Annotated in this window: 8 protein-coding genes; 4 read left to right on the forward strand and 4 right to left on the reverse strand. The window is 34.5% G+C overall.

Annotated elements, in window-relative coordinates:
* Positions 1-146: 146 nt before the first annotated feature.
* The 4 genes from CXF67_RS13205 to CXF67_RS13220 all read left to right on the forward strand — a co-directional run bounded on the left by CXF67_RS13205 (position 147) and on the right by CXF67_RS13220 (position 6,548).
* Positions 147-596 carry a MarR family winged helix-turn-helix transcriptional regulator gene (locus CXF67_RS13205; RefSeq protein ID WP_102089170.1) on the forward strand — a complete coding sequence of 150 codons (450 nt, stop codon included), beginning with the start codon at positions 147-149 and terminating at the stop codon, positions 594-596.
* A 14-nt stretch (positions 597-610) separates the two neighbouring features.
* The gene (locus tag CXF67_RS13210) at positions 611-3,016 is read left to right on the forward strand and encodes a 3-hydroxyacyl-CoA dehydrogenase/enoyl-CoA hydratase family protein (RefSeq protein ID WP_102089171.1); all 2,406 of its coding nucleotides are present in this window, start codon (positions 611-613) and stop codon (positions 3,014-3,016) included.
* A gap of 113 nt (positions 3,017-3,129) precedes the next feature.
* Positions 3,130-4,317, forward strand: coding sequence for an acetyl-CoA C-acyltransferase (locus tag CXF67_RS13215; protein WP_102089172.1), 1,188 nt, complete (start codon positions 3,130-3,132; stop codon positions 4,315-4,317).
* Positions 4,318-4,739: 422 nt separating this feature from the next.
* Positions 4,740-6,548 carry an acyl-CoA dehydrogenase family protein gene (locus CXF67_RS13220; protein WP_102089173.1) on the forward strand — a complete coding sequence of 603 codons (1,809 nt, stop codon included), beginning with the start codon at positions 4,740-4,742 and terminating at the stop codon, positions 6,546-6,548.
* 1,142 nt (positions 6,549-7,690) lie between these two features.
* On the opposite strand, the gene ribB is transcribed toward CXF67_RS13220, so the two are convergent.
* From ribB to CXF67_RS13240, 4 genes are read right to left on the reverse strand one after another with little or no spacing between them, the layout of a single operon-like run.
* Positions 7,691-8,827, reverse strand: a complete 1,137-nt coding sequence (gene ribB, locus CXF67_RS13225) for a 3,4-dihydroxy-2-butanone-4-phosphate synthase (RefSeq protein ID WP_102089174.1) — start codon at positions 8,825-8,827, stop codon at positions 7,691-7,693.
* 2 nt (positions 8,828-8,829) lie between these two features.
* Positions 8,830-10,380 carry an LptF/LptG family permease gene (locus CXF67_RS13230; RefSeq protein ID WP_102089175.1) on the reverse strand — a complete coding sequence of 517 codons (1,551 nt, stop codon included), beginning with the start codon at positions 10,378-10,380 and terminating at the stop codon, positions 8,830-8,832.
* Positions 10,381-10,390: 10 nt separating this feature from the next.
* A complete protein-coding gene (locus CXF67_RS13235; protein WP_102089176.1) occupies positions 10,391-11,044 on the reverse strand; it encodes an outer membrane lipoprotein periplasmic chaperone LolA1 in 654 nt (217 codons plus the stop codon).
* Between the two features lie 3 nt (positions 11,045-11,047).
* A complete protein-coding gene (locus CXF67_RS13240) occupies positions 11,048-13,456 on the reverse strand; it encodes a DNA translocase FtsK (RefSeq protein ID WP_102089177.1) in 2,409 nt (802 codons plus the stop codon).
* Between the last annotated feature and the right edge of the window lie 34 nt (positions 13,457-13,490).

The raw sequence follows: 13,490 nt of genomic DNA on the forward strand, positions 1-13,490 counted from the left end.
TAAAATTTTATCCGCAGGTAAAGGACTCTTTCCCTTTATGTTATGACAAAAGAAAAGTTATTCCTTAATTAAAAAGTTCATAGAAATTAATAAATATACTATGCGTGCATAATATATTTATCTATATTTGATATCTATAATTAATTATGAAAGAAAAAACGATTGATTACATATTAAGGTCAACTTGGATAGCTGTCACTAAAATGTATAATGAAGAAGCCAATAAAAAAGGGAGTAGCATGGCTACAGGTTTTGCTTTATTAAGTATAGATCCTGACAGTGGTACTCCATCAACTGCTTTAGGACCTAAAATGGGAGTTGAATCTACCAGTTTGTCTAGAACACTGAAAACTATGGAAACAAAAGGATTGATTACAAGAGAAAGAAATCCAAACGATGGCAGGAGTGTTCTAATACATCTCACAGAATTTGGAGAAGAGATGAGGGGATTTTCAAAGTATGTAGTCCTTTCATTTAATGAAGCCATAAAGGACAATATTTCAGAAGAAGATTTAAACACCTTTATAAAGGTGACTGATAAAATCAATGAACTCATTTCAGAAAAAATGATTTTCATCAATAATAAACAATCATAAATTTAAAAACGTACATGAAAAGAAGAATCAAAAAAGTCGCAGTGATTGGTTCAGGCATTATGGGTAGTGGTATAGCTTGCCATTTCGCAAACATTGGTGTTGAAGTCCTTCTAATGGACATTGTTCCTCGCGAACTCACTGAGAAGGAAGAAAAACAAGGTAAAACTTTAAAAGATCCAAGTATTAGAAATAGGATTGTGAATGATGCCCTGCAAACGTCACTTAAGTCTAACCCCTCCCCTATCTACCATAAAGATTTTGCAAAGAGAATTAAAACTGGTAACCTGGAAGACAATATTTCAAAAGTTAAAGATGCAGATTGGATAATTGAAGTTGTTGTTGAAAGACTAGACATCAAACAACAAGTTTTTGAAAACCTTGAAAAACATAGAACACCCGGCACTTTAATTTCTTCCAACACATCAGGTATTCCTATAAAGTTTATGACTAAAGGTAGAAGTGACGATTTTAAAAAACACTTCTGTGGTACTCACTTTTTTAATCCACCAAGATACCTCAAGTTACTTGAAATCATTCCGGGACCAGATACTTCAAAGGAAGTGTTGGAATTTTTAAATGAGTATGGTGAAAAGTTTCTTGGAAAAAGAACAGTTGTTACCAAGGACACTCCTGCATTTATTGGTAATCGAGTTGGTATTTTTAGTATTATGAGTCTATTTCATATGGTGAAAGATATGGATATGACAATTGAAGAGGTCGATAAACTTACTGGACCAGTTATAGGAAGGCCTAAATCCGCGACGTTTAGAACTGTAGATGTTGTTGGCTTAGACACATTGGTTCATGTTGCTAATGGCTTATATGATAACGTTCCTAAAGATGAGCGGCATGACTTATTTAAACTACCAAGTTTCATCGAAAAAATGATGGAGCATAAATGGTTGGGTAGCAAAACAGGTCAGGGTTTCTATAAAAAAGTAAAAAATGGTGATGGCTCTAGTGATATTAAATCTTTGGACTTGGAAACCTTAGAGTATAGAGATAGAAAATCTGCCAAGTTTGATACTTTAGAAAAGACGAAATCGATTGATGCTGTTGTAGACAGATTCCCCGTCTTAATTGAGGGTAAGGACAAAGCTGGGGAGTTTTATAGAAAAAATTTCGCCGCCTTATTCGCTTATGTTCAAAATAGAATTCCGGAAATCACGGATACCTTATATAAAATAGACGATGCTATGAAGGCTGGATTTGGCTGGCAGCATGGTCCTTTTCATATCTGGGATGCTATTGGCTTAGACAAAGGAATTCAGTTGATGAAGGATGAGGGCTTTGAGGTTGCTGATTGGATACATCACCTTTCAGAGTCAAATCAAAAATCATTTTATAGTATTAAATCAGGTAAAACTTATTTTTATGATGTAGATCAAAAATCTCATCAAAAGATACCTGGTCAGGATGCTTTTATCATCCTTGATAATATTAGAGAAAGTCATGAGGTTTTCAGTAATAAAGATTTAGTTGCTCAAGATCTTGGTGATGGAATTCTAAACATTGAATTCCGAAGTAAAATGAACTCTATAGGTGGTGATGTGCTTAATGGTATAAACGCTGCTATGGATATCGCAGAGAAAGAATATGATGGAGTTGTTATTTCGAATACCGGTGATAATTTCTCAGTTGGAGCAAACATAGGAATGATTTTCATGCTTGCTGTAGAACAAGAGTATGAAGAGTTAAATGCAGCCATTAAATATTTTCAAGACACAATGATGAGGATGCGCTATTCTTCTATACCAACAGTAGCAGCTCCACATCAAATGGCACTTGGAGGTGGATGTGAATTATCCATGCACGCAGATAAGGTTGTCGCTCACGCTGAAACTTATATTGGATTAGTTGAATTTGGCGTAGGAGTAATTCCTGGCGGTGGAGGTTCTAAAGAAATGACCCGAAGAGCTGCTATGACTTTTCAGAAAGATGATGTAGAATTGAATAGACTTCGTGAAAATTTCTTGACCATAGGAATGGCTAAAGTTGCCAAATCTGCACACGAAGCTTATGATCTAAATATTCTTGAAAAAGGAAAAGATATAGTTGTTGTAAGTAGAGATCGCCAATTGGCTGTCGCTAAGGAACAAGCAAAACTCATGGCTCAAAATGGATATACTCAACCAGTCAAAACCAATGATATTAAAGTTCTTGGTAGACAAGCACTAGGAGCCTTCTTGGTTGGAACAGACCAAATGAAAGCTGGAAAATATATCAGTGAGCATGATCACAAAATCGCAAAAAAATTAGCTTACGTCATGTCTGGAGGAGATCTCTCTGAAGCTAATTATGTTTCTGAGCAGTATCTTTTAGATCTAGAACGTGAAGCTTTCTTATCGCTATGCGGCGAGAGGAAAACCTTAGAGCGTTTACAACATATGATTAAAAAGGGTAAACCCTTGAGAAACTAAAAACCATCTAAATCTTCTCAAAGGGAAGACCTGAAGAGATTAAGTTTTAAATATTAACTAAAAAAATACCCACTAAAATTCCCTTTCCTTCGGAAAGGGTTAGGGATAGGAAAATGAAAACAGCATATATAGTAAAAGGATATAGAACTGCAGTAGGTAAAGCTCCTAAAGGAGTGTTCCGCTTTAAAAGACCAGATGACCTAGCCGCTGAAACCATAGAATATATGATGAAGCAATTACCCGAATTTGATAAGTCTAGAATAGATGATGTCATGGTTGGTAATGCTATGCCAGAAGCAGAGCAAGGCCTAAATATGGGGAGATTAGTTTCTCTTATGGGTTTAAAAACTGAGGAAGTACCTGGAGTAACTGTCAATCGATATTGTGCCTCTGGAATTGAAACTATAGCTATGGCATCAGCCAAGATACAAAGTGGGATGGCAGATTGTATTATAGCAGGTGGTGCAGAAAGCATGAGTTATCTCCCTATGGGAGGTTATAAACCAGTACCCAATTATGAAACGGCTAAAGCTGGAAATGAAAGTTACTATTGGGGAATGGGATTAACAGCAGAAGCTGTTGCAGAAAAATATAAAATTAACGCAAAAGATCAAAATGAATTTGCTTACCAATCCCATCAAAAAGCGATAAAAGCTCAACAAGATAACCGCTTTAAAGATCAGATCGTACCTATAGAAGTTGAAAACATCTTTGTAGATTCTAATGAGAAAAAACAAACTAAAACATACACTGTAGATCAAGATCAGGGTCCAAGAGCAGATACTTCTGAAGAGGTTCTAAACAGATTGAGACCTGTGTTTGAGGAAGGAGGAAGTGTTACCGCTGGGAATTCTTCTCAAATGAGTGATGGTGCAGCTTTTGTTATGGTAATGAGCGAAGACATGGTTAAAGAATTAAACCTTGAACCCGTCGCTAGAATGGTGAGTTACGCCACTGTTGGTGTTGAACCAAGGATCATGGGAATAGGTCCTGTAAAAGCTATACCAAAAGCTTTGAAACAAGCCGGTTTAAAATTGGAAGATATGGAGCTTATAGAACTTAACGAAGCTTTTGCGTCCCAATCTTTAGCTGTCATCAGGGAATTGGGTATCAATAAAGATATTCTCAATGTTAATGGTGGTGCAATAGCTTTAGGGCATCCATTAGGTTGCACAGGAGCTAAATTATCTGTACAAATTTTTGATGAAATGAAAAAAAGAAATTTAAAAAATAAATATTCTATGGTATCCATGTGTATAGGGACAGGACAAGGTGCTGCTGGAATTTATGAAGTTTTTTAGCAATAAGTAATGAGTAGTCAGTAAAAACTAGATTATACATGATTACAAAAATTTAAAAGTTTTGCAAGAAACCATCAAATTAACAAAAGCTGTTTTTAAATTTTCAGATCACTTACCTAACGAAGATAAATATGGCATGACAAATTAAGTAAAACAGTCTTTAGTGTCTTTAATTTCAAAAAGTGGGGAATATGCTGAAAGACATACTGATAAAGATTGTGTAATTTTTTGAATATCAGTCGAAGCTTGTGTCTTGAATTAGAAACTCAATTCGTTTTAATCCAAGACCTTTTTAAATTGAAAATCAAAATGAAGTCATTGAAATAAAATAATGAATTTAGAATATGATATACACATTTATCATTTCTAAGTCACCTAAATAAATTGATACTGATTACTTGAAATTAAAAAAAAAATAAAAAATGGAAACAAAAGAAAAAATTGATGATATGATCCGTGGTGGTCAATTCATCGTGAAAGAGACAAAAGCTGAAGATGTCTTCACTCCAGAAGATTTTTCTGATGAGCAAAAGATGATGAGAGATTCTGTAAAGGAATTTGTTGATAGAGAAATATGGCCTAAAAAGGAAGAATTCGAGAAGAAGAATTACAATTTGACGAAAGAAATCATGAGAAAAGCTGGAGAGCTTGGATTTCTTGGCGTCTCAGTTCCCGAAGAATATGACGGTCTAGGAATGGATTTTGTATCAACGATGCTGGTCTGTGATTATATTTCAGGTGCCACAGGTTCAGTTGCTACAGCATTTGGTGCTCATACAGGAATTGGAACCTTACCTATTACTTTATATGGAACTGAAGGGCAGAAGAAAAAGTATGTTCCAAGATTAGCCACTGGTGAGTGGTTTGGAGCTTATTGTTTGACTGAACCAGGAGCAGGATCTGATGCTAATTCAGGAAAAACTAAAGCTGTCTTATCGGAAGATGGTTCACATTATAAGATTACAGGTCAAAAGATGTGGATTTCTAATGCAGGCTTCTGTGATTTATTTATTGTTTTTGCTAGAATTGAAGATGATAAAAATATCACTGGATTTATTGTAGAAAAAGATTTAGAAAATGGAATTTCCATGGGTGATGAAGAGAAAAAGTTGGGAATCCACTCCTCTTCTACTCGCCAAGTCTTTTTCAATGAGGCTAAAGTACCAGCAGAGAACCTATTAGGTGAACGTAACGGTGGTTTCAAAATCGCCATGAACTCACTTAACGTTGGTAGAATTAAACTTGCAGCTGCATGCTTAGATGCTCAACGTAGAGTTTTAACTGCAGCAGTAGAATATGCCAACTTAAGGGTGCAGTTCAACACCCCTATTTCAAAATTTGGTGCTATTCGTTCAAAATTAGCTGAAATGGCTATGTATATCTATGCAGATGAAGCTGCAAGCTACAGAGCTTCAAAAAATATTGAGGACAGAATTAACCTAAGAAAGGAAAGTGGGATCTCACATCAAGAAGCCGAGCTAAAAGGTGTTGAGGAGTTTGCTATAGAATGTTCTATCCTTAAAGTTGCTGTTTCTGAAGACATTCAAAGATGTACAGATGAAGGTATTCAAATTTATGGAGGTATGGGATTCTCTGCAGACGCTCCTATGGAATCGGCTTGGAGGGATGCGAGGATAGCAAGAATATATGAAGGTACCAATGAGATCAACAGAATGCTTTCTGTGGGTATGCTCATAAAAAAAGCAATGAAAGGACATGTAGATTTATTAGGACCAGCAAAAGCTGTGGCTGATGAATTAACTGGAATTCCATCCTTTGAAACTCCAGATTATACTCAGCTTCTTGCTGAAGAAAAAGCCATGCTTAAAAGATTGAAAAAAGTTTTTTTAATGGTTGCTGGAAGTGCCGCTCAAAAGTATGGTGAGGAATTAGACCAACATCAACAGATCTTATTGGCTTCTGCCGATATCTTAATTGAAACGTATATGGCAGAATCAGCTATATTAAGAGTAGAAAAGAACGCAATGCGTTATGGTGAAGATTCTCAAAAGGTTCAAATCGCTATAGCTAAATTAAGACTTTATAAAGCTGTTGATAAAATCAATGAAAAAGCTAAAGAAGCTATTATCTCCTTTGCTGAAAGTGATGAGCAAAAAATGATGCTTATGGGATTAAAACGTTTTACAAAGTATGAAAACTACCCAAATATCGTTGAACTTAGAAATATTATTGCTGATAAAATTGTAGAAGATAACAAATATGCAGTCTAAACAACTAATTCAATTAGTAAAAAAGCCCACTTTCCAGTGGGCTTTTTTTTATTATACCTGTCCCGTCCTAACATAACGATACACTAAAATTTTAGTGTAATGCAAACATTAGTAAAAGTGAGTATGTCAAGCGATTACTTGCTTTCATTTAAGCTTTAATACCAATTTAAACCTATAATGTCGCAATAAATCATTTCTTTTTCGACTGCTTTTTACTAAAAATAATTACCGTAACTAAGGCTATGCCAATTATTTTTAACTTCAATTAGTCAAAAAATAATTCAATTTATTTATACGACATTATAAATTTAATTTGGTACAAGTAGTCGAAGAGAATGAATCTGGTCAACTTAGTCGTTTAGATGCATGTCATAAGTATGGCATACTGGCAAAATCTACGTTCACACAATAGCTCAGAAAATATGAAACAAAGGTGCAGATAAGAGGGTTGTCATCTTTGATATGCTGCTTGATATGCTGCTTGATATGCTGCTTGATATGGCTGAAAAGGCATATGAAATAAAAGAGAATTCTTTAAATTAAGGTATGAAAATTCAAATACTATTGACAAACGGATAAGAATTGATGATGCCGATAATAATGTGACTTGTTGGGAAATCCATCAAGTATTAAAAGATTCTAATTAAATAACTATTCAAGATAGTCCTCGAAAGACCTTGAAACTTTTGACCACTAATTACTAACAGGTATTAGCACTAAATAACCAGACTAGACAATTCTTTGGCTCTAGTAATAGACAAAGAGAATTAAAGTATAATAAGCAGTATGACTATATTCATTTTTACTCTAAAAATCAAAAATAATTGATAATCCATTAAGCTATAAAAAAGAAGTTTAAGAAAATACGTGGCCCATAAGGCTAATCGTTTTAAATGAGGTTATATTTAAGAGTGCTGAAAAGGGTTTAAATAAAGAATTCCCTTTAGTGAGAAAAGGGAATTCTTTATTTATGAGATAGTACTAATTTGTTTTTTAAATGTTGTATTAAAAATTTGAATTATCTTTTACATGGTTGAAAAAAAAATATAAACATAGCAATAGTTGCAGTTCTATTTTATGGCGATTAATAAGTGAAAAACAAACTGAATCTATACGACATTTAAATGCTAAATTGTTGTAAGTTAGTAATTTACATAATCAATGATTTCAAGGCCATACCCTATCATCCCCACTCTTTTTTTATGTTTTGTGTTGGACATCAATTTGATTTTATGAACCCCAACATCGTGTAAAATTTGAGCTCCAATACCAAAGTCTTTTTCATCCATAACTACTCTAGGTGCTTTAGCAATATCACCTTCACTTTGATTTAATTTAAGAGCCTTTAACCTAGATATTAAATTAAACCCTTGTATATCTTGGTTTATAAAAACTATAGCTCCTTTGCCTTCCACATTCAATTGCTTGAACATACTGTCAAGCTTTTGATCAGAATTGTTGGTAAGTGTTCCTAAAATATCACTATTTACTAAGGTTGAATTCATTCTTACTAGAACTGGCTCATCAATCTTCCAAGTTCCTTTAGTCAAGGCCAAATGAACTTGATCGTTTGTAGTTTGGTGATAAGCTCTTAATCTAAATTGACCAAATCTTGTATTCAATTCAAAATCCTCAGACTTTTCAATAAGAGAATCGTGCTGCATTCTGTAGGCTACTAAGTCCTCTATAGAAACTAATTTTAGACCGTGTTCTTTCGCGACGTCAACTAATTCTGGAAGTCTAGCCATACTTCCATCTTCATTCATGATTTCACAAATAACCCCAGCAGGTTTTAAACCAGCAAGTCTAGCAAAATCTATAGAGGCTTCTGTATGTCCAGTTCTTCGTAAAACACCACCTTCTTTTGCTATGAGTGGAAAAATATGTCCAGGCCTATTTAAATCTTGTGGTCTTGTCTCATCGTCGCATAAGGCTTGTATGGTTTCAGACCGATCTGAGGCAGAAATACCTGTAGTCACCCCCTTACCTCTAAGGTCTACAGAAACTGTAAATGCTGTTTCCATAGGATCGGTATTATTACTGACCATAGTGGTGAGACTTAATTTTTTACAACGTCCTTCAGTTAAAGGTGAGCAAATAAGACCTCTTCCATACTTTGCCATAAAATTTATTATCTCTGGAGTTACCTTTTCTGCCGCTGCCAAAAAGTCGCCCTCGTTTTCTCTATCTTCATCATCCACAACTATGATGATTTTTCCTGCTCTTACATCATCTATGGCTTCCTGTATAGAATCCAATCTTATTTTACTCTGTTTCATTTTTATTTTTTTCTAATATTAAAAACTTTTAATTTTATATTTTTAACCAACTTATCTAAAGGAACAGCTATAAAATCTAGATTCACAAATCCTTGATCAGTTGTTGCTCTGTAAGTTAAATAAATACTCAAAGGAAAAAGAATAATGGTAGATAACCAAGACCCCAGAAATGGAGATAAACTTCCTCCTTCTGCACTATTTCCTGCAAACAATCCTATAAAATGGTAGGTCAAAAACACTATAACAGCAATAACCATTGGTAATCCGAGTCCTCCCTTTCTTATAATAGCCCCTAATGGAGCTCCTACAAAGAATAGAATAATGCAAGCAAAAGGCAAAGCATATTTACTATGCATAGCCATTTCAATCTTATTCAAGAGAATTTCTTTTTGTTTAAACTGATTTTTTTTGGAAATAATCTGAGGTGTAATACTATTTACAGAGTTTGTAGCGACATTAAAAATTTGAGATCTCTGTCTGTAAGGATATTCCCAGAACAAACTATCTATGGAGAAATCTCTATAAACATTGTATTGGCTATCTTTTTCTGGGTCTGCACTTAAAATAGAATCTCTGCCTGTTTGGTCTGCACTAGTTTGGTTGATCTTTCTTTGGCTAGAACTATCAAGTTCAGCAGCAGAGTTTAAAGTTCTTTGGAGACCACTCCTTTGGTGTATTAATCTATTGAGGCGTTCTATACCTTTTACATAATCAATTGAAAAAGAATCCAACTGAATTCTTAGCTCACTTGTATTCAGCATCTTGTAGGGATGTTTCAAGCTCTCATCATCAAGATCTACATCATTGAAACCTGATAAATCTATGTTCAAAATATATTTATCAAAGGCACTTTTCACAAAGGGGGCCTTTAGCTTTTGCTGGTAAGTTTTTGTAAGGACTTCATCGTAATAGTTTCCATCGTATAAGACTAAAGATAAAACACTGGAAGTTTCTGCAGATTCCAATACACCATGATCTGCCTTTATCACTGTGTAATTTCCAACTCTGTTATCTGATTTTTTATGAATAATGACATCGTCAAGGTTACGACCGTCAGGACCACTTTTTTTATTCACTTTTATATTGATATTTCCCATATCATTAAATGCTCCCTCTATAATAGCCAAAGACGGTTTTACTTGAGCAATATTTCTACGCATGTTCAACACCTTGCCTTCAGCATAGGGAATAACTGTATTCGCAAAATAAAAAGTGACTGCCCCTAGAAGCAGAATAAATACAATTAGGCTTCGCATAGCTCTTTGAAGAGAAATACCAGCAGACTTCATCGCTGCAAATTCATATTGCTCTGCAAAACTCCCAAAAGTCATAATGGAGGTTAGCAAAATGGTTAGCGGGAGAACCATGGGAATAAGGTTGGGAAGCAGGAAGAGTAAAAACCTCGAAATGATTTCCAAGTCGATGTCTTTACCAGCAAATTCCTCGATAAACCTCCAAACCGATTGAAGAATAAAAATAAGCATCAAAATTGTAAAAACAGATAAAAATGTTTTTACAAAAGAAACTAGAATATAGCGGTCTAAAATTTTCAATACTTAATTTTTAATCTAGTTCATTGATATAATAATCTGCATATTTTGATCTTTGGAATTGAAAATGATTTGCTGAAAGTGGTTCGTTAGTTTTAAACTTAGTCACTCGGATCTCAATTTTCGTATCCCCAGGCTGAACCTGGATTAGGTTAAAAATATGCTTGGTTTGTCGATCTATTCCTAAAAGGATTTGCTTCATTTCATTTTTTGAATCCATAGGAATCAATTCCACATATTGAATCTTTCTTCCTTTTACATCTTGGATAATATCCATTTTGAAACGGTATCCTTCTTTGTAAAAAGTCAACATTTTAGAGGGAGTGATTTGTTCTGTATCCATTTCATCGTATAAAGAAATAGTCACTTCTTCGTCTTCTGGAACAATGGTATATATTTTCTTTCCATCAAAAATTTGAGTTGTTCCCATCAAGTTCAAAACATACTTGTCCCCTTTTATACTTACATCTCCTCTGGTTTCTTGTTTAAGATTCTGCTCTTGGTTTTCTAAAGTATAACTAAAGTCGATAACTAGATTATCGTAAGATTCTACTTTATTAAGAACCTCTTTTACAAGCTTTTTAGCTTCAGGATCATCTTGGGCTACTGTGCTATGACTTAAGAAAAAAGTAAATATAATAAAAGTTGATAGTGCAATTTTTTTCATAGATTATGAATTTCGTTCGTTTTTAAGTAATTCTTCTAGGGCTATAAAATCTGGAACCAAAACTTGTCTGGCTTTACTTCCTTCAAAAGGACCTACAATCCCTGCAGCTTCCAATTGATCAATAATTCTTCCAGCTCTGTTATAACCAAGTTTTAATTTTCTTTGTAAAAGGGATGCTGAACCTTGCTGTGCATTAATAATAACTTCTGCAGCGTCTTTAAATAGCTTGTCTCTATCTTCGATATCATTATCAACACCTATGCCAGAGTCCTCGCCAGAATACTCGGGTAATAGATAAGCATCAGGATAGGCTTTTTGTGAGCCAATAAAGTCTGTAATTCGCTCTACCTCAGGGGTATCTACAAAAGCGCACTGCAATCTAATTAAATCATTACCTTGGGTAAACAACATATCTCCTCTACCTATAAGCTGATCTGCACCTCCAGCATCTAAAATTGTCCTTGAATCGATTTTAGACGTAACTCTAAACGCCATTCTGGCTGGAAAGTTAGCTTTTATCATTCCTGTAATAACATTCACAGAAGGCCTTTGGGTGGCGATAATTAAGTGTATCCCTATCGCTCTTGCCAATTGGGCTAATCTTGCGATTGGCGTTTCTACTTCTTTACCAGCAGTCATTATTAAATCTGCAAATTCATCGACGACCAACACAATATAAGGAAGGAATTTATGTCCATTTTCTGGATTTAATTTTCTAGCCTTAAATTTTGTATTGTACTCTTTGATGTTTCTCACCAACGCATCTTTAAGGAGATTATATCGGTTGTCCATTTCGATGCATAATGAATTTAAAGTGTCAATTACTTTTGTGTTATCTGTAATAATAGCCTCTTCAGTATCAGGAAGCTTAGCTAAATAATGCCTTTCAATTTTATTGAAAAGAGTTAATTCTACTTTCTTGGGATCTACTAAAATAAATTTCACCTCAGCAGGATGTTTTTGATATAAAAGTGACGTCAAGATTACATTTAAACCAACCGACTTACCTTGGCCTGTAGCTCCGGCCATAAGCAAGTGTGGCATTTTAGCAAGATCTACTGTGTAGGTTTCATTGGAGATGGTTTTACCCATAGCAATTGGTAACTCCATCTCTGCATTTTGAAATTTATTGGAGGCAACAACAGAACGCATAGGCACAACCGATGGGTTTTGATTTGGAACTTCTATTCCTATGGTTCCACGTCCTGGGATTGGAGCTATAATCCGTATCCCAAGAGCAGAAAGTGACAAAGCAATGTCGTCTTCAAGATTTTTAATTTTTGAGATTCGGATACCAGCTTCTGGAACAATCTCATATAAAGTAACTGTAGGACCAACGGTAGCTTTTATATGAGCAATTTCAATTTTATAATTCTTAAGCGTATCTACAATATTATTTTTATTCTGTTCCAATTCTTTTTGATCGATAGTAATGCCTCGACCAGAATTGTAATCCTTGAGCAACTCTATACTGGGAAACCGATAGTTTGCAAGCTCTAAAGTAGGATCAAATTCACCAAAATCTTCAACAAGTTTTCGACTAAGTTGGTCAGTTTCCCCCTCATCTTCAGTGGTTTCTACTTCCATCTCAACATCGTCTTGTTCTTCAGGTTTTGTAACACTTTCCTCTTTTTCTTCTTTGGACTCCTTTTGAATTTTCTCGCTGTAAGAGTTTTCAATTTCTACATCTTTATCAACGTTAAGCTCTTTTGTAGAGTCTTGATTATTTTTATGAATGGCAATTTCAACCTCTTTGTTGATATCTTCTGAAGTAGGTTTACGTTGGAACTCCACTTCAGAAACCTCATCTTTAACTTGTTTCTTTTGCTTTGAATACGATTTTGATAAAGCATCTGGAGTGAGGTGTAATCTAGAAACCAAATAAATGATTAGCGTAAAAATCAAAATAAGCGTAACTCCGAGTTTACCGATATAATCTTGAAGAAAATCGTTCAGTTCAAAGCCAACTACTCCTCCTAAAATAGGGTTAGAAGAAGCGAAAAAGCCCAAAAGAAGTGAAAACCATAGAATAACATATGCCCCCCAAAACCATAAAGTTCTCAGTTTAAATAATTTTAGATTCAGAAATAAGTACATCCCGGTAAAAAAGAGCATGACAGGAAGACTCATGATAGATATACCAAAGCCTTTGTAAATAAATGAATGACTGATATAAGCTCCAAACTTATTGAGCCAATTATCAGAAGATTCGCTTCTATCTAAGACATTAGCCATTAAGGATTGATCTGCTTGCCAATTGAAGAAATAAGAAACAAAAGAGATGAATAATCCTATTGCAAAGAGCATCAAAAAACTCCCAAAAATAATTTTGGTACGCTTTGAAACCTTGAATTTAACCTTAGGTTTAGTTTGTTTAGTCTTGGACTTAATAGGACGTTTAGTTTTGGTCATAAAGATAATATCGCAGGAGACAAAAATACAAATA

The organism is Psychroflexus sp. MES1-P1E, from assembly GCF_002836055.1.
Taxonomy (GTDB): domain Bacteria; phylum Bacteroidota; class Bacteroidia; order Flavobacteriales; family Flavobacteriaceae; genus Psychroflexus.